Consider the following 22503-nt stretch of genomic DNA (forward strand, 5'->3'; position numbering starts at 1 on the left):
ACGGCTCACTGGGATTACCTGACCTTCGACGATGTCAGCCGGCGACTTTATGTGACCTCGGGCGATCACGTAGCCGTGATTGACGTCGACGGTGGTAAGCAGGTGGGCACCGTGCCGAACACGGCCGGCGTGCACGGTGTGGCACTTGTGCCCTCATTGCGTCGGGGATTCGTCTCGGATGGAAAATCCGACAGCGTTACGGTTTTTGATACCGCTTCGCTAGTCACGATCGGGACTATCCATCTGACTGGCAAGAAGCCCGACGCGATTCTATTCGATCCGGCCAGTAAGCACGTTATGACGTTCAATGGCGGAAGCAACACTATTAGCGTCATCGATCCGGCCACCAGCACGGAGGTATCCACCATCGATCTTCCCGGCTCACCGGAATTCGCCGCCACCGATGGCGATGGCCATGTTTTCGTCAACCTCGAAGATCGCAACGCGCTGGCGCGCATCGATACGCGTAGTAACCGCGTGGACGCCACCTTTCCGCTCGATGGCTGCGAGGCGCCCGGCGGACTGGCCATGGATACCCAGCGGCACCGGGTGTTCTCTGCCTGTCAGAACAATGTGATGGCGATCACCGATGCCGTCAGTGGCAAGCAGGTGGCGCGCGTGCCGATCGGCGATGGGCCCGATGCCGCCGGCTTTGATCCTGCCACGGCGCGGATTTATAGCTCAAACGGCAAGAGCGGCACAGTGACCGTGATCGAGCGCGGCAAAGAAGATGAGTACCATGTCGTGCGCACGGTGCCGACGATAAAAAGCGCCCGCACCATGGCGATTGACCACGCGCACGCCACCGTGATGGTCGGCGGCAGCGACAACGGCGTGTTCCGGATTCTCGCTGTGCAGTAGTGCCCTGCCCGCCTGATCGTTTTGTGCCGCTTTCAATCGAAGTGATGTACGAAGCCCACTTTAAAACCACCGGGCAAAAGGGAAATGATCCACGGTGAGTCGCGGTGCGCCGCCCACAGACCCACGCCGGCGCCAATGGCTGCACCGACCAGGACATCGCTTTGCCAGTGTGCATGGGTCTTGACTCGAGCCACTGCATCGTAAGCAGGCAACAGTGCAAGCAGATAGACCGCGGGATGATCACTGCCATAGGTGGCGATGAATGGGGTAACGGCAGCGGACATGGCGGCTACCTCGCCGCTTGGAAAGCTCTGTGCGTGACGGCCCTGGAACCACTTGTTGGGATTGTCCGTTTGTGTGGGGCGCTCACGCTGAAACGTCCATTTTAGCGCCTGCGTGCTGACGGCCGTGATGGCCATCGAGTCCACAGAGCGCCAAAAGGTATCGCCCAGTTGGCTGTCATCGCCCAACCATAAAGCACCCGCTCCAACCGTGAGGATGGATCCGTAGATCAGCGTTGTCTGGTTGCTACGTTTCCAGATGCCGCTGTTGTTGTAGGGGACTCTATGGTCAAGGCCTAACAGGCCGCTACCTGCCCAGGCGGGGCAACAGGCAAGAAGAAGTATCAGAGCTAGTGTTGACTTCGCTTGTGCGCGCATATCCACTTCGTGACCGGCGATGGGCTCGATCACGACGCGAAAATAACTACGCGCTCCTGCTTACGGTTAGCTTAAGGTCGTCGCTGGCTACCGGTCAGGTCCGCTCGGCTGACGCCACTTGCTTTCGCGAGCTTATCCAGCCGACCATAATTGACAACGTCGCCACGACCAGTGGTGGCACAGCGTGCCCGTATTCGCCATGGATGATGACGGTCGCGAGGGCGGCAAACATAACACTGCAGCCTAGCGCCGCGCCCAACAGACGACTCTTCGCGCGGCAAAGCAGAATGGCAGTAGTGAGTTCCAGCGAGCCGGTCACGAAATGGAACCAGCGCGGGTATCCCCATTTCAAATATTCCTCGTAGATAGGTCCCGGGGCGAAGATGTTGCTGAGTGAACCTACGACGAAGAAAGCGGCAAGGGCCAAGGGTAGGATTTGGCGCCAGGAGATTTTAGACATTTGTCTGACCATAGGCCGCCGCGAAGACATCGCGAGCGGACGTCGCGCCCGGGACGTGCTCGGTACCGGCGACCCCGAGGTCCATCCCTCCAGCGTTGACGGCCTCATACATGGCTTCAGCCGGGCCAGACTGGCCCTTTGGAATGCCGAACTGCTCGAATGTACCCGGCCAATCGGCGCGCGGAACGGCAAAGGCTTTAACGTCGAGCTTCATCGCCTCACCTAATTGCGCCGCCACTTCATCTGCGCTCACCATGGAACCGAGTTCGATGAACCGATGCGCCGACCAGGCCGCTCCGCTCAAAAGCGTCGCGATCTCGGCGCCGACGTCGTTGGCCGCGACCATGGTCGATTTCCGATTTGTCGGGTTGTAGAAGACGGGCAGCGTACCGCCCCCGGCGATATGCAAGCCGTAAAGGAAATTCTCAAAGAATCCACCCGCTCGCACGTAGGCAATGGGCAATGTCAGGTCGCGAAAACCCTGCTCCAGAAGCGACAGGGCCGTGATCAGCCCCATCCCGCTGGTTCTGTTCGCGCCCATCGACGAAAGTGCAACGACTCGCGGCACCGGCACGTTGGTGAGCGCCTGGACATAGTTCGCGATGACGCCCCTGGCTTCCTTGAAGTCCGCCGAGGGGGTCCAGATGGCAGGCAACATGACAAACGCGCCCTCGACGTCCTCGAGCGCTCGCTCGATGGAAGCCGCATCGTTCCAGTCGCCCGCAATCAGTTCAACCCCCTGGTCAACCCAGCTTGCCGCCTTGTCGAGGTCGCGGACCAGCGCGCGCACCTTCTTGCCCTGCTCCAGCAAGTGGGTTGCCGTCGCGCCGCCAACTCTTCCCGTTATTCCCATGACCAAGAACATGAGCATTCGCCTTCGTTAGTTCGAGGGCGCCAAAGTACTCCGTGAGGTATTATTCGAATACGGGGCACATTCGGAACGGGCTGTGTAGATGAACTTAACAATAAATCGAACCCATCTGGATGGACTCGTCATGTTTTTGACCGTGGCGGAGTACCGGGGTTTCCGTGCTGCGGCGCGGCACCTCGGAATCACACCATCTGCAGTCAGCCAATCCATACGCAACCTGGAGGAACGGGTTGGCGCGCCCCTTTTTTCGCGTACAACACGAAGCGTCAGGCTGACTGAAGCGGGCGAACGCCTGCTTGCCCACGCACGCCCGGCCGTGGACATGCTTACGGCAGGGTTGGACGCGGCGAGTGGTTTGGGCGGCGAGATTACGGGTCGACTGCGCATTAATGTGCCCAGGCCAACTTTGCCGCTGCTGGTGAATCGCCTACTGCCCGACTTCCTGGACGCTCACCCAAACGTCGAACTTGAACTGGTGGGCGAGAATCGTCCGATCGACATCGTCGAAGAAGGGTTCGATGCAGGGATACGTCTGGGAAACTTCGTGCAGATCGACATGGTGGCGGTGTGGCTGACGCCCCCCGAGCGCTTCGTTGTCGTTGGCGCCCCGGCCTTGTTTCAGAAGCATGGCCGACCGTCGTCTCCGTATGATCTGCAGAACTTCCCTTGCATCCTGCTCCGTCAGTCCGTGCGAGCCATCGATCATTGGCAGTTTGTCGTCGATGGGGAGCGCATCACCGTGGGGGTCGCCGGGCCTCTTGTGATCAACGACGTCGAGGCTTGCATTCGCTCCGCACTGAGAGGCGTTGGGCTCTTCCAATTGCCGCATTCGCTCGTGATGTCGCATCTCGAAAGGGGAGATCTGCAAACTGTCCTCGAACCTTATTGTGAAGAGGTTCCCGGTCTTTCCCTTTACTATCCAAGCCGAAGTCAGTCATTGCCGAAGCTTCGCGCCTTTGTCGATTTCGCCACCCAGCGAATGCGAAGGGAGTTCAAGCCGGACGACTACCTGCCGAAGCCCGCTTTTTTAGTCACCCCGTTCAGCGCACGTAGTTGATGGCAATAGCCGGGCGTCACCCAGCAGCGTTGTGTACGGCGCCTCGTGATCCCTTTGAGCGGTTTAATGCAACTTTATAGGCTCGTTGCAGTCATCCACTGGGTCCAAAGTACCCCCAGTCAACTCAACCACTGAAGATCAGCCCATGAGCCGTTTCGCCGCGAAGAAAGGCGCGAACATCAAGAATTTTTTGCTGAACGTCTATCGGCTGGCAAAGCCCTTCTTCGCCGACAAGGACGAACGGACGGTCGCGTGGGCGATGCTCGTGGCCATCCTGGGAATTAACGTGCTTACCGTCGGGATCGCGGTTCTCGTTTCCTACAGTTACAACCTGATTTTCACCGCGCTTAGCAATCATAACGGGCCTGCATTTTTTAGCGCGGTATTCCTGTATGGCCGGACCGCGTCGGGTCGACTGGTGCCGGGTTATTGCGAGCTTGTGGGACTGTTCGTGCCGGCGGCCATGTATGGGATATACCTCAAGGGGATGCTCGAGCTGCGGTGGCGCCGCTGGTTGACGCGCGACACCACGGCACGTTGGTTGGCGCATCGCAATTATCTGCGCCTGGTGCAATCACCCGACGGGAGCGCCAGCGACAATCCGGACCAGCGCATCCAGGAAGACATCCCAGCCGTCACGCACCATGCCGTGATCCTGACGGCAGGCTTCTTCTCCAACCTGCTTAGCCTTGTGAGCTTCGTTGGGGTGTTGTGGAGCCTTTCTGGCTCCATGGCCTTGTTCGGTATCGCGATACCCGGCTCCCTGGTCTGGATCGCGCTGGCTTACGCCATCACTGGCACATGGGTTACCCATCTTGTCGGACGGCCTCTGTCGCCGCTCAACTTCGAGCAACAGCGACGCGAGGCCGATTTCCGCTTTTCACTGGTGCGGGTTCGCGAACATGCAGAGGGCATCGCCTTTCATCAGGGCGAGTCGCAGGAGGCGCGCATCATCGACGATCGCTTTCACCTGGCCTTCCGCAACTATGAGCGGATCGTCAACCGGAAGAAGATCCTGACCGGCGTCACCGCCGGCTATTCTCAAATATCCGTTGTATTCGGCATGCTGATCGCGGCGCCCGCTTACTTTGCTGGCTCCATCACTCTCGGGGCATTCCAGCAAATCGGGGGCGCCTTTGGCGAAGTGCAGAGCGCGTTCTCGTGGCTGGTCACCAACTATGCCGACCTTGCGCAGTGGCATGCTGAGGTCGAGCGTCTGGTCCTGTTCCGCGACACCCTCAACGCGCCTCCCCAAAATTCGAGTCTCATTCTCCACACGGGTGGCGAGGATCGACTGATCGTCGACGCACTTCGATTGCGCCGTCCAGACGGCCAATCTCTCGCCGGCCCCATCTCTTTCGGCGCTGCACGCGGCGATCGGATCGACATCGTCGGACGCTCGGGCGCAGGCAAATCGACGATGCTCCGCGCCCTCGCCGGCCTCTGGCCCCAGGCATCAGGGGAGCTCACCGTTCCAAACGAACGCGTCGCCTTCCTGCCGCAGCGTCCCTATCTACCGCTTGGTTCGCTGCGCATGGTGCTGGCTTATCCGGCCGACGCAGATACCTACAGTAGCGATCAACTGGATGCCGTACTTCGCGATGTCGATCTCAGCACGCTGGTCGGGGCGCTTGACGATGCCTCGGACTGGTCCAAGCGCCTGTCCCCAGGCGAGCAACAACGCCTTGCAATCGCACGCGTATTGCTGGCGCGGCCTGATTGGCTATTTCTTGACGAAGCGACGGCCAGTCTTGATCGCAACGGCGAGGCGCTAGTCGACCGGCTTCTTAGCACGCACCTGGTAAATGCAGGCATTGTTTCCGTGAGCCATCGCGATTTCTTCGCAGCGCCGGCTTCGCAAACGATTGATATCGGTGAGGCCGGCCAGCCGCCCGATGAACGAACGCGGCTATCCGAAGGCACAAGGGTCTAGGCCGCTCCTAGAAAGTATTGCCGAACCCGACGGCCTGCCCCTGGCAACCGAATTGCGGCATGATGTTCGCGCTCGTCATTAGGGCGGAGCCGGGAGGAACGCGTGATCCGACGACAGCACGATGCAGGGCCCTTTTGGAAAAACACCATAAAACCAGGGTTCCAGCATCTCGTTGCCTGCATGACCCTGGCCCTCACCATTGCGGGCGGCCTGCCGACCGCCCTTGCTGCCGAATCACCGGTACACGTCTCGGGCAACCTGCAGGCGAACGCGCCCGGGCCGACCGTCAATGCGGACGTCTTCGGCCAGTTCGCCGAAGACCTCGGTCACAGCATCTACGGGGGCGTCTGGGTTGGCCCGACGTCGCCCATCCCCAATACCGATGGCTACCGGACCGACGTGCTCAATGCCCTGCGTGCATTGAAGGTGCCCGTGGTGCGCTGGCCCGGTGGCTGTTTTGCCGACCGCTACGACTGGCGCGACGGCGTCGGCCCGGCCAGCCAACGACCGATCACCGAGAACGTGTCCTGGGGCGGCGTGGATGACGACAACAGTTTCGGCACCCCCGAATACATGAAGTTCATGGACATGATCGGGGCCCGCACGTTCGTCGCCGGCAACCTCGGCAGCGAGCCGCCGAGCGAGCTGGCGCACTGGGTCGACTACATGACCTCGACCTCGCATTCGAAGTGGGCGCAGATGCGCCGGCGCGACGGACGCGAACAGCCCTGGCGCCTGAACTACCTCGGCGTGGGCAACGAGCTGTGGGGTTGCGGCGGCAACATGACGGCCGACTACGCGGCCGACCTGCTGCGCCGCTACGTGACCTTCGTGCATGTCGACGGCCCCCAGCACACCGACATCATCGGACCGGGTGCCAACGGCGACGATTCCGAGTGGATCGACACCCTGATGAAGAAGGCCGGACGTTTCATGGACGGCATCGGTCTTCACTACTACACCATCCCCGGTGGCTGGAAAGACATGCAGTCGGCCACCGACTTCGACGAGTCGGGCTGGATCCAGACCCTGTCCGAGTCGCTCTTCATGGACACCCTGGTCAGCAAGGACAGCGCGATCATGGACAAGTACGACCCGGACAAGCGCGTCTCGCTGGTGGTGGATGAGTGGGGCACCTGGTTCAAGCCCGAACCGGGCTCCAACCCGTCCTTCCTGTACCAGCAGAACACACTGCGTGATGGCATGGTGGCCGCGCTCACGCTGAATATCTTCGTCCACCACGCCGACCGCGTACGCATGGCCAACATCGCGCAGATGGTCAACGTGCTGCAGGCGATGATCCTGACCGAAGGCGACAAGATGGTGCTGACGCCCACCTACTACGTGTTCAAGATGTTCATCCCCTACCAGGGTGCGAAGGCCCTGCCCCTCAAGCTGGAGACGCCCCAGTACACGCTGGGCAAGTACAACGTGCCGTCAGTGCAAGGTTCCGCGGTGCGCGGCAAGGACGGCCACGTGCACATGGTGCTGGTCAACCTGGACCCGAATCGCCCCGCTCAGGTCTTGATGCACGTGGAAGGCCTCTCCGCCCATCAGGTGAGCGGAGAGGTCCTCACCGCACCGCACATGAATGCCCGCAACACCTTCGCGAACCCGGATGCGATCAAGCCCGCCGCGTTCGGTGGCGCCCAGGTGGACGGAAGTTCGCTGAAGGCGACGCTGCCCTCGAAGTCGATCGTGATTCTGAACGTGGATTGAGACAACGCGACCGGGGGTTCTTACAGGTGGCCAGCTCATGGTTCAAGAGAACCGCTATGTGCGAACCGGCGATTCTTTCAACGCCTGAGCAATCGATTTGCGAAGAAGCTTCGGACGGTATGTGTCGTCATATGGGTTCGGTCGAACCAGCGTTCCATCCGCGCGGGCTCTTGAATCGCGCAGGTAGCTGTATTTATCGCATAGCCCCCAAAGCATCAACGTTTTGACCGCTTTAAACGATAAAACCTGGTCAAGATACCGTTTGGCTGTTTGCGCAGCCAGACGGTCTCGCTGCTCCAGCGTACCAGGTGCTAGCTGGTCGTTTAAATCAAACTCCGTCACAGCCATGGACAAACCCGTAGCCGCCGCGCCTTCCAGGAACACCTGCCATCGATCTGGATCGAAAGGTGTCTGTGGCGTCTTGATATGACTTTCGATGCCAAGCGTATCGATGGGCACCCGCTGCTCCAGCAGCCACCTCAATAGCGCCAGGACCCCCTGCCTGTGTGCCTCTCGATCAGAACGCCAATCCATGTAGTCGTTGTAGACCAGGTGTGCATGGGGAGCGCCCTCACGTGCAGCTTCGAAGGCTATGCGCACCGCGTCCCGCCCCAGTATCCGAGTAAAGACGCAGCTTCGAAGCCCTCCCGTTCCGACGTCGATGGCCTCGTTGACGACATCCCACGACGTTACGGCAGGACCGAAATGACTGGTAACCTTATGAATATAATCGCGAATGAACGCTTCGGCGGTAACACGGGGATGAGCTCCGAAGTCCTTGTTCAATAGCCACGGAGGTGCGACCTCGTCGTTCATCCAGAGCAAGTTATGCCCGCGCAGAAGTTTGCCGTGCACCCTGGCAAACCGAGCGATCTGGTCACCCCCGGTGAAACTGAACTGCTTCTCGCCTTCCCCCAAGATCGAATAAAGTTTGAACTCGTTCCCGGCCACGAGGACGGCGCACTCGTGGTCGATCAAGCGCGTATTTCGCGGATCGTTTATTGCCTCCAATCCTATTTCCGAGCCAAATGAAATTCCCTTGGCGGCCGCTAGCTTGTGCAGCGACTCAGCGTCTGAGGAGGCTGAGATCAGACTTGAAGTAGGTAGTAGCGCAGCTCCAAGAAGGCCTCGAAGAACTGCACGCCTGGTAGGGTCAATGGACGATTGCATACTTTTTCATCATTGGCTGTCCCGATGTCATCTGCGTCATGTCCGCCTTGGGTCGGAATTGGTTCCCTAAGGGCCGCTTGTTTGCCGGGTCTCTGACTTCAGCGTCCTTAGCCTGTGCGCCGGAAAATCTGATACTCCGATTCCTTCCATAGAAATCCGTCTCTACTTTTACGACCGTTACTATGGAATCAAATCGCGCTGTCAGCCATCATCTCTCCGTTGTCGGCGAAACACCGGCAACCGGGTGTGACAACCCAGTAGTGTTCGGCCCCCGCAGGGCAATCCTGCGGGAGCTGGGTTCCCGCCTTATGGCGGGCAGCCAGGAGGGCGCAAGCCCGACCGTGAACACTACGGATTGTCACCCTGGCTCGCCCGCCACCCACGTCTCGAAAAGGTGGATGGCAGGCACTATCCCCCGGGCCAGGCCGGGCGGATGGACGCATGGAACGCGTGGAAGTGTTCACAGCTGGCTACCGGTCGCTCCCCTCCCCCACGTGCGACCGGGGTCCTCGGGCTTGAAGTGCCCGCATCGTTCATCCGCCCGATTCGTTACGCGACGAACTCCCAGTCCTCGATCGGATCGCACGGCACCGGTGGCAACTTCTCTCTTGTCATCGCAACGCTCCGCACGGTAGAAGTGCGGCGAGCCTGGATGGGCATGGGGAGGGGAAAAATGGAGAAACGGGACGAAACGGGTAATCCACCCCTTTTGGCCGTGGAGGCGTTCGCGCGCTGGCTGCAGGAAGAGCAGACCAACGTCAAACCCAGGAACGTGCTGGCGGTCCTGGCGAGGAAGGCTCCTGGTAGCGTTTCTCGGCACGGCCGTTCTTGGCACCGTTGTACCTATGTGGCTCCTCGTCATGACCATGGCTGTGGGCCACCCATTAGGCCGTGGCGGATTCCGCTCGTTGGCGCCGCTCTGGAAACTTCCCTGGCAGCGGCTCACCGTAGAACCTATTCGCCGCAAGCAACGATGAGTGCCATGGCACGCTCGATGTCGGTGTGCGTCGTGGGGGCACCAACGGACAAACGCAGCGCACCCACGGTGGCGGCACGCCCCGCGCAACTCCGAAACGCCTCGATGCTGAAGCTGCCTTCGAGTTTGTCAAAGCAACGCTCCACTCCAATGGCGTTGAATCCGAATGCCTTTTCGGCCGCCCCAGGATTGCAGAAGCAACCACCCCGAATGGCGACGCCATGCTCGCGCGCCAGCCGCTCGACCCGCTCGTAGGGCAGGACACAACCGTCGTTCTGCAGCACGTTGAAAGTGACGACACCGCCCCGCTGCTCCATATCCCGGGGGCCATACAGACGCACCAGTGGCGCTCCACTACGGTGTCGCAGCGTCGCTGCCAGTGTCAGAAAATGCTGCATATGGGACTGGATATGGACACGCAGGCTTGGGCGCGGCATGCGCGCGAGAAAGTCGAATCCGGATTCGATGGCGGCGAGGTCGAGAAAGTTGGGAGTCCCGTCCTCGAATCCCTCGTGGCCTGTCCTGAGGGCGTGCCGCCCATGCGCGACGGACACGAACTCCACGGTTCCGCCCGAAAACCACGGCCTCCGAAGGCGGGCCAAGGCCGACTTTTTCGCTATCAATGCTCCGACCCCGGTCGGCAAGCCGAATAGCTTGTAGAACGAACACACGACAAAGTCTGCGGAATGCTCCCTCAGGCTGAGCGCGCCGCATGGGCCGGCGGCTGCCGCATCGACCAGGACATCGCATCCGAGCGCCCGGGCCTCTTCGATGAGTGACAGGTCGTGACGCACTCCGGAAAAGTTGGACTGCTCTGGGAATGCGAACAAGCTCCCGCCCTGTCGCTCGACGCTCGCTCGCAGGTTCGCAGGTCCGCGATCGAGCCGGAGTTCCGTATCCAGCGGCAGCACGCTGACGGGCGCCTGCACGCGCCGGGCAAACTCCCGAATGCCGTTGACGGAATTGTGGTTGTCGGCCGAGAGAATGAGTCCGCGGCGCAACGAAAACGGGTAGCTCTCGGCGACGAGCTTGATGGCTGCCGTCGCGTTGGCGGTGAAGCAGACATCGTGGATGTCTGGATCGGCATCGAAGAAGGCGAGTGTCGCGGCACGGGCGGCCGCCTGCGCGGCAGCGCTATGACGCGCCCCCAGATGCTCCGAATGGGGATTGCCGAAAATCCCTTGCGCCAGCCGGTCACCATGCGCTCGTGCCTGCGAGGCGCCGTACAGCGCCGCCGCCGCGTAATCGAGATAAGCGATGCCGGCGGTATCCAGACGTGCGAATTCGCTGGCGCGAAGGGCAGCGAAGTCGAATGCATCGGTCGCATCGGTGGACTCCATTATACGCGCTAGCATCCGCGCCTCCGCAAACTGCGCCCGGTCTGCACCACACCCGCAACCTCCCCTTCCGGCTCTCCCCCGATCCGGGGGGAGCCGCCGAAGTAGTGGCTCAATTCCGCGATCCGTGTTCGTTCCGCGGGAGAACCGTTCACCGGTAGCAGCGGACTCAGGACCTCCTCGTGCCAGTCGGCAAGGCCGCCCGGTACGAACAATGCCTGGGTCACGCCGAGCGAGCGCAGCATGACCCAGGCCTGCCCGGCATGTGCTCCTTCCTGCGAATAAAGGACGATAGTCTGGTCAGGGGCAAAGCGTGACCTCGCCAACTGGTCGACCGGCACGTTCTCCGCTGTCGGGATGGCGTCATCGTGAAACTCGGCGGCCGATCGCACGTCGATGACGCGAAGTCCCGGTCGGCGATCGCGTATCCACTCTGCAAGCTGGCGTGCGCTGACATGGTCGGAGCCCTCGTCGATCGCACGAGCGATCGAATCCAGATCAAGCCCTCGCTGCTGCGTGCGAGAGGGGCTACCTGCGAAAGGCGCCACCAGGCCCAATGTGAGCGCACCGATGCCCAATCCTCGCACAAGTCTCATCGTGCTGCCTCCCGCTTCGCGATCCACGTCAACATCGAAACGGCGACTACCGTGACCAGCGCGACCACGACCCCGTAGGGCAGGCCCGTGAAGCGTTGGAGTGTCAGCGGGCCGTGTGGCGTCGAGCGGTAGAAAGGTTCGATCACGGGGAAGGCCAAGCCGACAAGCAGCACGCCGACAAACAGCCCGGACATCGTCGCGGCGCCTTCGATGCGGCCGCTGGCCAGCGCCACGCAGGACGTGCCGGGGCACAAGCCACTGAGCACGAAGCCGAGTCCGAAGACCAGGCCGCCGACGAGCTGCGGAAGCAGATACGTTTCGGGCACGTAGAACGCACCGGGATCAAGCAGGCCCAGTCGCCCGCCCCAGAAGACCCCGAGCATCGCGGTCAGCATGGCGCTCAGCATCACCTTGAGGACGGTGAAATCCCGCAGGTAGAACTGCCCCGCGAGCTTCGGTGGATCACCCAGGCCAGCGCACTCGAGTGCCCAGCCGAACGCTACGCCGATGCCTGCTGCGATCAGAAGGTCGTTCATGGCCAGAGCCTGCGAACCAGCGGCGCAGTGAGGAAGCCGGCGAGGAACAGCGCCACCATGAAGATCCAGGCTCCGACACTGAGCATCGCGCCGCCACTTAATGCGAGGCCACTGGTGCAGCCTCGCGCCAACGCCGCACCGACACCCATCAACACGCCGCCGCCGACGCCAGCGGACAGCCTGGCACCGGACGGACGGACGGCACGGACGAATGTGATGCGGATTCGTCCTGCCAGAGCAGCCGATGTGGCGGCACCGACCATCACGCCGATGATTTCCACGACAAGCCACGCCGTCCATGGCGAACCGTCCTGCAGATAACTCCGGAAGTAATCGCTGTGTACAGCAGTTTCCGGCGAGACTGCCACGACGACACCGCTCGCCACGCTTGCGAAAGCGCCAGACGCACCCAGCCCCTGACCGGTCAGCGCGAAGCAGGCGAGCAGCACCAGGCCCAGGCATACGCCGGTCGCATGGGGGTCGGCATAAGCACGGAGCGCGCGCATCCTCACAGCTCAACCGGCAGATCGCGCATCGTCCAGTCTTCGAAAGAGCCGTCGTACAGGACAGCATCAATCCCGATGGCGCGCGCCGCGAGCGCCACCACCGTCGCCTGCTGGCCGATGTGGCAATAGGCGATGACCCGATCGCCCGGCTTGACGCCAGCCTTGCGAAACAAGGCCAGCAGCTCGGCGGGGGTCTTGAGGGTTAGATCGTCATTGGTGATGCTGGTGAAAGGCACGTTGTGTGCACCGGGAATGTGGCCGCGCCTATGGTGGTCATCCGCGCCGCTCTCTTCGAGGCCGTCGTAATACATCGCGGCACGCGCGTCGATGAGCACGTAGCCCGGTTGCCGGGCGTGCGCGTGCACGAACGCAGCATCGACGATGGTTGGCTGAAGGTTGAAGGGCGCCAGCGTTCCGGGTCGTGCGGCCGCGGCAGACTGGTCGGTCAGAGTGCGGCCCTCGCTGCGCCACTTCGGCATGCCGCCATCGAGCAGGTCGGCATGCGCTCCCAGTCCGGCCGATCGCAGCGTGAACAATATCCGCGTCGACGCGGAGACCTGATTGTTTTCGAAGTACACCACGACGTGGGAGCCGTCGGAGATGCCCAGGCCCCGCAGTCGCTGGCGCAATTCCGGCGCCGGCGGCATTTCCAGCGAAAGCTCGCCCGACGTGGCAGCGAAGTCATCTAGCCGAACGAAGCGCGCACCGGGAATGTGCGCGGACTTGTACTGCGACTCTTCGCCGACCTGCAACAGCACGAGGTTAGGGTCGTGCAGGTGACTTTCCAGCCACGCTGTGGATACCCATGGCTCGGTTTGCGCGGTGGCCGGCGCAGGGGTTTGCGCGTACGCACGGTACGGCAGGGTCGCGGACCCGACGAGGATCACAAACGCAACGGCTGCCTTCGCCAGAATCTTGATCTGCATGGTTTTTCCCGATGTCGTGTGTGCGACAGATATACGGCACGCAGGAGTGCGACGGGATGGGCATGCGATGGAACCGGTCGGATATGCGATGAAACGGTCCATTCGCGGATGGTTCGTGTGCGCGATCGCGCACGCTTTGCTAACGTGTCACGCATGGACCTGCCCGACAACGACTTGCATGCCCGACTGCCGCGAAGCGTGCTGTCGGATCTCGGAAGCTGGACGCTCTACCAGAACTTCCGCACCTTCACCTGGCCCTGGTTGCTGCGCCGGGGAATCGTGTTGTGGCCGCTGGCCGTCCTCGCCGGTTGCACGTACGCCACCTGGCATGCGTCGGGCATGAGTGCATGGGGCGACTGGCCGGGGCTCGCGCTCCGGGCTTGCATCGCATCGCTGATCGCGGTCTCGGCCGGCCCATTGTTCGCCACGTTGATTCGGCATTGGCGTCTGCCGCTCGTCGTGGAGCGCGCGCTGGTGCTGCTGACGATCCTGTTCGGGCTCTGGATCGGGGTCATCGCCCTGGATTGGGCGGGCGCCTATCACGCCCATCTCATGCGGGCCTATTCCGGGCGCCCCATGGGACCCAACCTGCTCGGCCAAGCCCTTTCCAACTTTCTCGCCGCCACCATCAACGCATCCGTCTTTGTACTGATCATCGCGGGTGGAGGCTTCGCAGCAATCTACTATCTCGGCGAACAGCGGCGCATTGCCCAGTACGCAGCCGGCCGCCAGATTGAAGACCTGCGCGCGGAACGGAACGCGGCCGACATGCGACTGGCCATCCTACAGGCGCAGGTCGAACCGCATTTCCTCTTCAATACGCTTGCGTCGGTGCGGTCGCTGATCGCCAGCGAACCCGAACGCGCGGCGAGAACCATCGACACGCTCGCGGCGTATCTTCGCGTCGCATTGCCGCGTATCCGCACAACAGGCATCGAGGAAGCCACGCTCGGTCGCCAGATCGATCTCTGCCTGGGCTATCTTGAGATCATGAATGTCCGTACAGCCGACCGCATCGATGTTCACGTCGATGCAAGCGACGAGGTCCGGGCTCTGCCATTCCCCCCATTGATCCTGCTGACGCTGGTGGAGAACGCGATGACCCATGGCATCGAACCGAAACCTGGTCCTGGCATGATCGCGATCATCGCCGACACCGCGGATGGATTGCTGAGCGTGACCGTCGAGGACGATGGCCAGGGATTGCAGCCCGGCACCACGCCCGGCCTGGGTCTGGCAAATGTTCGCGCCCAGCTCCGCGATCGTTTTGGAACTTGCGCTAGCTTCGACATCGCATCACGTGCCGGAGGCGGAGTGAGTGCACGCATCCACATTCCACTCACCTTCCCATGACCGCACCCATCACGGCCCTCATCGCCGAAGACGAGGAACCGCAGCGAACGGAGCTGCGCGGCATGCTGGCAACCCTGTGGCCGGAACTAATCGTCGTTGCGGAATGCGAGGATGGCATCAGCGCGCTCGATGCGTGGACATCGAAGAAACCGGACGTAGCCTTCCTCGACATCCGCATGCCGGGACTTGGTGGTCTCGAGGTGGCGCAGCGGGCCGAAAGTCCAGCCCAGGTCGTCTTCATCACCGCTCATGACGAATTCGCGGTGAAGGCTTTCGACGCCGGCGCCATCGACTACCTGCTGAAACCGATCCGCACCGATCGCCTTACCGAGACGGTGGCACGTCTGCGCAGTCGCCAGCCTGCAACGCAGATCGACCTGACGGCATTGATCGACAGCCTCGCCGGCCGGTTGACGCGAGCAGAGACGATCACCTGGATTACCGCCAGCATCGGCGATACCGTCCGGATGATCCCCATCGAAGACGTCGTTCTTTTCCAGTCCGAGGAAAAGTACACCCGCGTTGCCACCGCCACCGATGCCTCATTCATCCGGACGCCGCTGAAGGATCTGATGCTCAAGCTCGATCCGGAAGTCTTCTGGAGGGTTCACCGCAACGCCATCGTTCGCGTCTCGGCGATCCGGCAAGTCAAGCCGGACGGGGATGGTCGCTTGCTGGTCTGGCTCCATGGCGTGGCCGAGCCGCTCCGCGTGAGCGACGCGTTCCGTCATCGTTTCCGCGCCATGTGATGTGGCGTGCAGGACTGAGGTCCGAAATATATTCGATCGCTATGCCTGCGTCGCTCCACTCCATGTGGCTAGGTGGACTTATCGCCCCATTGGCCGCGCCACTGGCTCTCTTTTGCGTCGTTTTGATCGTTAGCTTGGTTAAAGAAGGGCCGGCTGCTGGTATGCACGACTGGGCGCAAGGGTTGAGTTTAGTCACGCTGTTTACCCTTCCCGTGAGCTATCTAGCTACTTGGGTTTTGGGATTGCCTTATATCCTCTGGTTACGTTCCTCAGTGCGCCTTTCAAAATGGAACGTATGCCTAGGAGCAGTGGGTATTGGTGTGGTCAGCGCTTTCATATGGCAATTTTTCTTCAAGGTTGGCGCACTACTTGTAGAGCAAATGGCTTTTGGAGCTCTTCTCAGTGCAGGGCTAGCGCTTTGTGTGGCATGGACCTTTTGCTGGATTGTCGGAGTGCCCACAACCCCATCCTTGCCTGGCTGATACAGGCCGTCTTCGTTGCAGCTTATCCGCCGACGTCCCCCCGCTTTCAGTAGTGTTTAGATCTCGAATCCGGAATTACTTTGACCCGCCCCTTTTGGCGGTGGACGCGTTCACGCGCTGGCTGCAGGAAGAGCAGACCAACGTCAAACCCAGGAACGTGCTGGCCATCGTGGCCCGCGAGACAATCGAGGCTTTGCGCCGCGGGGGCGTACCGCCGGTGCTCGAGGCGGCTTCGCTGATGCGGCATTACCAGGACGACTTTGGCGGCAAGGCCAGCGAAGGCGTCATCGCCAGCAAGTGGCTTCGTCGTGCCGAAATTGTGCCTCTAAAGAAAACCTCCGCAGCTCACTTAGGAACTACCTCTACTACGGATACCGCACCCGGTCTAAACTGAGTGACCCAGTTACGAATGGCATCCCGGTACGGTTCCAGGCTACGAGTCGTATTGCAACTCCAAAATGAAAAATCGAATACTGACGATGGTTTCTTGTTGTCTGCCTGAATAGAAATTTTTGATGCCCTTTTCGCATCAAATATCTCCAAAAAGTCTATGCTCAGAGAGTCTGACGTCTCTGCCCTACCAACGTAGCTAGCACCGAGGGCGATGGGCTCCTTGTCAGATTGCAAGAACTTGATGAAACTCCGACGTCTCTCAGGCTGAACTGTCACCCGCAACTTGATTGGGCTTATCTGACCCGTTGCACAGTACGACGACATAGAGGCGGCGGACTGTACCCAACCAGCCAAGGCCAGAGCGAGCAGCATGTTGGAGAGTATTGAGCGGAACGTCGTTCTTGACCTGACGACGATCCAGACGAAGGTGAGCATGATCGCGAGCGCCGATACGCTTCCCGCATAGCCCCCCACACTGCCAAGCAAATGTGAGTCCATCTCAAATTCCCCTGTCGCGCCCCTTCTGCGGCTCGCAGCCTATTCCAGCAACAGGGTTAAGTCGAGAGACCTCGTCACCCTTAGTCTGCGCGTGGGCAAATCTGACAATGCAACCAATGCCACGTCTACTTCTTCAGGCCATCCACAGCTTCCAGCTGTCGTGCAAGTGCTCCCCTCGCCCGCTCCGCTGCGCCTGCATCCACACGTTCGGCCAGCACCTGGCATACCTCACGCAACTGTTCAGCGGTGAGGCCGATGTTCAAGCTGATGCGCATGTGCGCCTGCAACTGCGACTCTACGCCGGGCAGCGCGGCAAGCATGCTGACGGTCGCAAGCTCACGAGCCTGCCAGCTCAGGTTGTCGCGCTCAAAGATGTCACCGAACAGATGAGTGCGCAGATACTCGTTTGCTTGCGGTGCAAAATCGAACAAGGGGCCTGAAACGGCTCCACCTGACAACGCGGTCTGGTTGGCCGTTCCGACGGCAAGCAATGCCTCTCCCTTTGGAATCGGTTTGCTTGGCTCGCGACCCGGTGCGTCTGTGGTGCCGCGCTGCCTGCGTGCTTCGAGCACTTTCATGAGCTCACCCAGCGCATTGAGGCTGCGTGGGAAACCGGCATAGGCGTAGACCTGCACGAGGATTTCCCGTGCATCGCTCACGGTCAGACCTGCATCCAGGCCATGCTCCAGCGCGATGCCCAGCTTTCCCAATTCGCCTGTGGCAGCGAAGGCTGCAATGGGCACGATGGCCCGTTGCGGAGCGTCAAATGTCTGGATGGCGCCGGTGGCGCCGGTGGCGTGATATCGCGTCGTCATGTACTCGTCCTTTGGGCCGGTGGAGTCTTGTCAGGCCTGCGGCGGGCCAGCCAGATATTGCTCATCGGTGACATGCTCCTTCCATTGGACGTTCGTGCCGTCCAGTGCTTCCTGGACGGCGATATGCGTCATGGCGGTGGTCGGCGATGCGCCGTGCCAGTGTTTGTGTCCCGGTGGGCACCAGATCACGTCGCCGGGACGGATTTCGACGATGGGCTCGCCTTCGCATTGTGTCCACCCGCAACCGGCAGTGACGATCAGCGTCTGGCCCAGCGGATGGGTATGCCAGGCCGAGCGGGCGCCAGGTTCGAATGTAACCGCCGCACAGGAGACGCGTGCGGGTTCGTGAGCCGTGTTCAACGGGTCGATGCGAACCGTGCCGGTGAAATACTCGGCGGGGCCTTTCATCGAGGCTTGGGATCCAGCGCGTTTTAGTTCCATTGGGGTGCCTTGAAGTGGTGAGGGTGAATGGCCGGCGGAATGTCATTCTTTCGGATCGACTTCGATGCGGGCGGCGCTGGCGACGAACCCTTCGCTGAGCCGCTTGAGGCTCGAGGAGGAAGTCCCCGTGGGATCTTTTGAATCAGGGACGAGTCGAACGCTATTCTGCCTCGACACCATTCCAATGATTAGATGATGAATGCTTTTAGGGCCTATTAGTTTCGCTAATCAAAAGAAACTGACAGACTAGCCCCATGGCCCGACGCAATCTCAATGACCTACTGGCATTCGTCACGGTAGCCCGGGAAGGGAGCTTCACCCGTGCAGGTGCGGTGTTGGGGGTGTCACAATCTGCCCTCAGCCAGGCGATCAAGGCCCTGGAAGAACGGCTGCGGATCCGGCTGCTGACGCGCACGACGCGCAGTGTCTCCCCCACCCCGGCCGGTGAGCGGCTACTGCTGGCCATCGGCAACCGTTTCGACGAGATCGAGGCGGAGCTGGATGCGCTGACCGAGCTGCGCGACAAGCCTGCCGGCTCGGTGCGGATCACCTGCGGCGACTATGTCCTGAGCGCGGTGCTGTTGCCCCGGCTGCTGCCGCTGATGCATGCCTATCCGGACGTCAACATAGAGTTCGACGTCAGCTATGGGCTGCGCGATATCGTCGCCGACCGCTTCGATGCTGGGGTGCGGCTCGGCGAGAGCATCGACAAGGACATGATCGCGCTGCCGATCGGGCCGAAGCTGCGCATGGCGGCCGTCGCTTCACCCGCTTACTTAAGCATGCACCCTGCGCCGAAGATCCCCGAAGAGCTGACGCGACACAATTGCATCAACATCCGCTTTCCCACCGGAGGCGGCCTGTACGTCTGGGAGTTCGAGCGGCGCGGGCGGCAGGTGAACGTGCGGGTGGAAGGCCAGGCGACCTTCAACACCTCACCCCACATCGTGCTGGCTGCACTTGAGGGCCTGGGCATTGCGTTCCTGCCGGAAGAAGAGTTTGCACCGCACATCGAAGATGGTCGTCTTGTGCGTGTGCTGCAGGACTGGTGCCCGCCGTTCGCGGGCTACCACCTGTACTACCCCAGCAGGAAACAGCAGTCGCCGGCGTTTGCACTGGTTATCGATGCCTTGCGGGTGAGGGGCTGACACGTACCGTCACTGGGCGGTAGCAACGCCGCGCCGCGCGAGACGATGCAATGGGGGAGCGTCTATGGGCCCTGTCTGAGAAACTGGTGCTGACTCACGCAGGTAGTTAGTGTCGAGGCATAAAATCCAAAAGCCACTATTCTCAGGACGAAGTAGTATCCCAAGCTATGGGTGAGGAACCCTACCGTCAGGTCCATCATTCGTGGGGGTAACACCGGACTAATTTTCGCTCTGCGTCAGGATGGCGCTCGCGATGATGTGAAAGAGATGATCGGCCCGTGGCGCGAATGACGGCAGGTCGACGAGCCAGCCGAGCGCCGCCATCAGGCCGAACAGGTCGTCCCCATTCATATCGGTGCGCGCTTTACCTGCGGCCTGAGCGCGGAGCAGTATTCGCGCGCTTGCTGAGTGCACCGCTGCGCATGAAGCATAAAGAGCGGAGTCTGGGTTCGTGTGAGCGGCCGCCATCAGGGCGACGACGCCCCTGTAGCTTTGGGCGAATGCCATCCATTCGCGAAACCAGGAGACGAGCGCTTCGTCAGGTGAATTCGACAATTCGAGTTCGTCTGCCTTCTGCGTTAATTCGTCCAGGTTCGTGCACAACAAAGCCTCAAACAAGGCTTCTCGCGTCGGGAAATGACGCAGCAACGTAGCCAACCCAACGCCTGCCCGACGGGCGATATCTCGCATGGACACGTCGACACCGTGCTTGGCGACGACGTCGTGCGCGACTTCAAGCAGGTGGCTGTAGTTTTTTTTGGCGTCGGCTCGCACGGGGTTCCTTGACAAACGGATCACTGATCCGTATATTTGGATCAGTGGTTCAGATACAACGGGTTGAATCTGGATCGGTGATCCAAATCATACAGCGCCTGCGTACCAATGAGAACAGTGGCGCTGCCTTACACCACAAACGAAAGGTGAAAGATTATGAAAAAACTAGAAGGTAAGGTTGCTGTTATCACGGGCGGAAGCAGCGGGATTGGCTTGGCCACAGCCAAGCGCTTCGTGGAAGAAGGCGCACACGTCGTGATCACTGGGCGACGAGAAAAAGAGCTGAAGGAGGCCGCCGCCGCCATCAAGGGAAACGTTACGACGGTTGTGGGCGACGTGTCGCGCTTGGAAGACCTGGACCGCCTCTATGCCGTTGTGAAAGAGAAACATGGCCACATCGACCTTCTCTTCGCGAATGCTGGCGCCGGGACAATCGCACCGCTCGCCGTAGCTACAGAGGCCCATTTTGACCAGACCTTCGACGTGAACGTGAAAGGGCTTTTCTTCACGGTGCAGAAGGCGCTTCCCCTTTTCAAAAACGGCGGTTCGATCATTCTGAACTCTTCGGTCTCGAACGAGCTCGGACTCCCAGGATTCACCGCCTACGCGGCGAGTAAGGCGGCTGTTCGCAACTTCGCGCGCGGTTGGACTTTAGAGTTGAACGAGCGCCACATCCGCGTGAATTGTGTGAGCCCTGGAGCCATCGATACCCCGGCCTTGGCAACGACGACGGGCCTTACCGCTGAGCAGGCTGAGCAAGCGGTCGCGCAGTTCACCACGCAGATCCCCATGGGCCGTCGAGGCCTCCCCGAGGAAATTGCGGCTGCCGTCACGTTCCTCGCCTCCGATGAAAGTTCTTACATCACCGGTATAGATCTCGCCGTCGACGGAGGCATGGCGCAGGTCTGACCCCGGCGCGGGCCCGTGGCTGGCTTACAAGCCCCGCCAATCGTGGGACCACGCTTTCTCTCAAACTTTAGTTTGAACACAAGGTCGGAGAAACTCGATGAGCACACAAGAGAATGTCCAACTTGTGAAAGATTTCTTTGCAGCCATGGGAAGCGGCGATGAGCAGCGTCTGCTTTCGTTGGTCGCCGAAGATATTGAGTGGATCATTCCAGGCGAGGACTGGCCGCTGGCCGGCACGCACCGCGGACACGCGGGATTGTCGGATGTGCTTCAGAAGGCTTCCGAGAAGGTGGAAACTTCATTCCCAGAACCCCCTGAATTTGTGGCGCAGGGAGACCGGATTTTGGTTGTCGGCTTCGCTACGGGAAAAATCAAAGCCACGAATAAGACGTTCGAGGATCATTGGGTCTTCGCCGTCACCGTTCGAAACGGCAAGGTAACGAAAATCCGGGAGTACATCGACACGCAAGCTTTGGCTCGGGCTTCGGAGATGGACGCTTCCGGGCTAGGGTAGCGTTGGCCATCTGCGGCCATCGGGCCGGGGCAGTTTCCGCCGACAATCGTCATGAGGTCGTTGATTTTGAGGTCCGGAAACGGCACCTGGTAGCGCTTGATGCGGGCAACGAACGCGTCACGTCCCCGTAGTTCGGTGCCGTTGGAGTGAACATGGATATCTTGGGCGACAGGCGGACCGTACTTGTCAAAGTCATGCGAATTGAAATTTTTGCGGAATTTCTCGTAAAGGCCTCCGCGCGTTAGCCGGTTCACCCTATCGAGGATGGTTGGGCGGTGCGCAAGAGCGCGACAATCAACTGCAAGACCATTCACCTGCGGAGGAACACCATGACCCTGAAGGCCTACAACATCGGCGTTGCGAGCCAGATTGGTTCGTACAGTGACGCGGTCCTTGCAACGGGCGAGCTGTCCTGGTTCCTGACGTCGGGCACGCCTGGGCTTGCCGCCGACGGCGGTTTACCCGATGGCATCCAGGCGCAGTCGGAGCTTGCCTGGCAAAACGTGATTCGCTTGCTTGGTGATGCGGGCATGGGGATCAATGACATCGTCAAGGTGACCCAGTACCTGACGCGCGCAGACGACATCAAGGCGTACGCTGACGTACGCAAACGCTACCTGGGCGAGGTTCAACCCGCCTCGATGTTGCTCGTTGTCCCACAACTGGTCTGGCCAAACCTTCTGGTCGAGGTGGAAATCATCGCCGCGCGCAAGGGCATGCCCTGAAAGGTGCCCGGTCATTCGTCCCGGCTGCACTGGACTGGAAGCGATCCCCAGTTACTGTCATGCTCGGCCACGATCCAGCGCGGTCAAGACCGCCG

General features: G+C 60.8%; 23 protein-coding genes. 11 read left to right on the forward strand and 12 right to left on the reverse strand.

The genetic code is table 11. The features are described from left to right. The coding region (locus VGM61_RS19200; protein WP_331524542.1) for a YncE family protein at positions 1-861 on the forward strand (861 nt) is incomplete at its 5' end. Between the two features lie 32 nt (positions 862-893). Here the strand turns inward: VGM61_RS19200 and VGM61_RS19205 are convergent. From VGM61_RS19205 to VGM61_RS19215, 3 genes are all read right to left on the reverse strand, one after another. Beyond that, the gene (locus VGM61_RS19205) at positions 894-1553 is read right to left on the reverse strand and encodes a phosphatase PAP2 family protein (RefSeq protein WP_331524543.1); all 660 of its coding nucleotides are present in this window, start codon (positions 1551-1553) and stop codon (positions 894-896) included. 61 nt (positions 1554-1614) lie between these two features. Further along, entirely contained in the window at positions 1615-1980 is a 366-nt protein-coding gene (locus tag VGM61_RS19210) for a DoxX family protein (protein WP_331524544.1), read from the reverse strand. Then, positions 1973-2845 (reverse strand): NmrA family NAD(P)-binding protein, encoded by an 873-nt coding sequence (locus VGM61_RS19215; RefSeq protein ID WP_331524546.1) that lies wholly within the window; start codon positions 2843-2845, stop codon positions 1973-1975. The genes VGM61_RS19210 and VGM61_RS19215 overlap by 8 nt, the downstream gene beginning before the upstream one ends. 130 nt (positions 2846-2975) lie before the next feature. Between VGM61_RS19215 and VGM61_RS19220 the strand changes: the two genes are divergently transcribed. The 3 genes from VGM61_RS19220 to VGM61_RS19230 all read left to right on the forward strand — a co-directional run bounded on the left by VGM61_RS19220 (position 2976) and on the right by VGM61_RS19230 (position 7560). Next, positions 2976-3908 (forward strand): LysR family transcriptional regulator, encoded by a 933-nt coding sequence (locus VGM61_RS19220; protein ID WP_331524548.1) that lies wholly within the window; start codon positions 2976-2978, stop codon positions 3906-3908. Between the two features lie 145 nt (positions 3909-4053). Beyond that, positions 4054-5841: an ABC transporter ATP-binding protein/permease gene (locus tag VGM61_RS19225; RefSeq protein WP_331524549.1), complete on the forward strand. Its 1788-nt coding sequence runs from the start codon at positions 4054-4056 to the stop codon at positions 5839-5841. A 180-nt stretch (positions 5842-6021) separates the two neighbouring features. After that, complete coding sequence (locus VGM61_RS19230) at positions 6022-7560, forward strand: alpha-N-arabinofuranosidase (protein WP_331524550.1); 1539 nt, start codon at positions 6022-6024, stop codon at positions 7558-7560. Between the two features lie 54 nt (positions 7561-7614). Here the strand turns inward: VGM61_RS19230 and VGM61_RS19235 are convergent, their stop codons facing one another. The 6 genes from VGM61_RS19235 to VGM61_RS19260 form a co-directional block, all read right to left on the reverse strand. Further along, entirely contained in the window at positions 7615-8730 is a 1116-nt protein-coding gene (locus VGM61_RS19235; protein WP_331524551.1) for an endo-1,4-beta-xylanase, read from the reverse strand. Between the two features lie 954 nt (positions 8731-9684). Next, entirely contained in the window at positions 9685-11046 is a 1362-nt protein-coding gene (locus VGM61_RS19240) for an aminotransferase class V-fold PLP-dependent enzyme (RefSeq protein ID WP_331524552.1), read from the reverse strand. 8 nt (positions 11047-11054) lie between these two features. Further along, positions 11055-11639 (reverse strand): rhodanese-like domain-containing protein, encoded by a 585-nt coding sequence (locus VGM61_RS19245; RefSeq protein WP_331524553.1) that lies wholly within the window; start codon positions 11637-11639, stop codon positions 11055-11057. Next, positions 11636-12175 (reverse strand): YeeE/YedE thiosulfate transporter family protein, encoded by a 540-nt coding sequence (locus VGM61_RS19250; RefSeq protein WP_331524554.1) that lies wholly within the window; start codon positions 12173-12175, stop codon positions 11636-11638. The genes VGM61_RS19245 and VGM61_RS19250 overlap by 4 nt, the downstream gene beginning before the upstream one ends. Further along, a complete protein-coding gene (locus VGM61_RS19255) occupies positions 12172-12681 on the reverse strand; it encodes a YeeE/YedE thiosulfate transporter family protein (protein WP_331524555.1) in 510 nt (169 codons plus the stop codon). The genes VGM61_RS19250 and VGM61_RS19255 overlap by 4 nt, the downstream gene beginning before the upstream one ends. 2 nt (positions 12682-12683) lie before the next feature. Further along, on the reverse strand, positions 12684-13607 hold the full coding sequence (locus VGM61_RS19260; RefSeq protein WP_331524557.1) for a sulfurtransferase: 924 nt from the start codon (positions 13605-13607) through the stop codon (positions 12684-12686). A gap of 153 nt (positions 13608-13760) precedes the next feature. Here VGM61_RS19260 and VGM61_RS19265 point away from each other — a divergent pair, with 153 nt between their 5' ends. The 3 genes from VGM61_RS19265 (at position 13761) to VGM61_RS19275 (ending at position 16585) form a co-directional block, all read left to right on the forward strand. Continuing rightward, positions 13761-14960: a sensor histidine kinase gene (locus VGM61_RS19265; RefSeq protein WP_331524558.1), complete on the forward strand. Its 1200-nt coding sequence runs from the start codon at positions 13761-13763 to the stop codon at positions 14958-14960. Then, on the forward strand, positions 14957-15709 hold the full coding sequence (locus tag VGM61_RS19270; protein ID WP_331524559.1) for a LytTR family DNA-binding domain-containing protein: 753 nt from the start codon (positions 14957-14959) through the stop codon (positions 15707-15709). The genes VGM61_RS19265 and VGM61_RS19270 overlap by 4 nt, the downstream gene beginning before the upstream one ends. A 582-nt stretch (positions 15710-16291) precedes the next feature. Beyond that, positions 16292-16585 (forward strand): hypothetical protein, encoded by a 294-nt coding sequence (locus VGM61_RS19275; protein WP_331524560.1) that lies wholly within the window; start codon positions 16292-16294, stop codon positions 16583-16585. 622 nt (positions 16586-17207) lie between these two features. On the opposite strand, the gene VGM61_RS19280 is transcribed toward VGM61_RS19275, so the two are convergent. Together VGM61_RS19280 and VGM61_RS19285 are read right to left on the reverse strand one after the other, a co-directional pair. Then, on the reverse strand, positions 17208-17897 hold the full coding sequence (locus VGM61_RS19280; RefSeq protein ID WP_331524561.1) for a carboxymuconolactone decarboxylase family protein: 690 nt from the start codon (positions 17895-17897) through the stop codon (positions 17208-17210). A gap of 30 nt (positions 17898-17927) precedes the next feature. Continuing rightward, positions 17928-18338 carry a (R)-mandelonitrile lyase gene (locus tag VGM61_RS19285; RefSeq protein WP_331524562.1) on the reverse strand — a complete coding sequence of 137 codons (411 nt, stop codon included), beginning with the start codon at positions 18336-18338 and terminating at the stop codon, positions 17928-17930. 254 nt (positions 18339-18592) lie between these two features. Here VGM61_RS19285 and VGM61_RS19290 point away from each other — a divergent pair, with 254 nt between their 5' ends. Continuing rightward, positions 18593-19486, forward strand: coding sequence for a LysR family transcriptional regulator (locus VGM61_RS19290; protein WP_331524563.1), 894 nt, complete (start codon positions 18593-18595; stop codon positions 19484-19486). A gap of 219 nt (positions 19487-19705) precedes the next feature. Here VGM61_RS19290 and VGM61_RS19295 read toward each other — a convergent pair whose 3' ends face one another. Next, positions 19706-20260 carry a helix-turn-helix domain-containing protein gene (locus VGM61_RS19295; RefSeq protein ID WP_331524564.1) on the reverse strand — a complete coding sequence of 185 codons (555 nt, stop codon included), beginning with the start codon at positions 20258-20260 and terminating at the stop codon, positions 19706-19708. A gap of 156 nt (positions 20261-20416) precedes the next feature. Between VGM61_RS19295 and VGM61_RS19300 the strand changes: the two genes are divergently transcribed. The 3 genes from VGM61_RS19300 to VGM61_RS19310 all read left to right on the forward strand — a co-directional run bounded on the left by VGM61_RS19300 (position 20417) and on the right by VGM61_RS19310 (position 22408). Then, positions 20417-21169, forward strand: a complete 753-nt coding sequence (locus VGM61_RS19300) for a glucose 1-dehydrogenase (RefSeq protein ID WP_331524565.1) — start codon at positions 20417-20419, stop codon at positions 21167-21169. A gap of 97 nt (positions 21170-21266) precedes the next feature. Further along, the gene (locus VGM61_RS19305) at positions 21267-21683 is read left to right on the forward strand and encodes a nuclear transport factor 2 family protein (RefSeq protein WP_331524566.1); all 417 of its coding nucleotides are present in this window, start codon (positions 21267-21269) and stop codon (positions 21681-21683) included. A 329-nt stretch (positions 21684-22012) separates the two neighbouring features. Then, positions 22013-22408 (forward strand): RidA family protein, encoded by a 396-nt coding sequence (locus tag VGM61_RS19310; RefSeq protein ID WP_331524567.1) that lies wholly within the window; start codon positions 22013-22015, stop codon positions 22406-22408. Positions 22409-22503 lie beyond the last annotated feature (95 nt).

The sequence above is a fragment of the Pinirhizobacter sp. genome (assembly GCF_036499745.1).
Classification (GTDB): Bacteria; Pseudomonadota; Gammaproteobacteria; order Xanthomonadales; family Rhodanobacteraceae; genus Pinirhizobacter.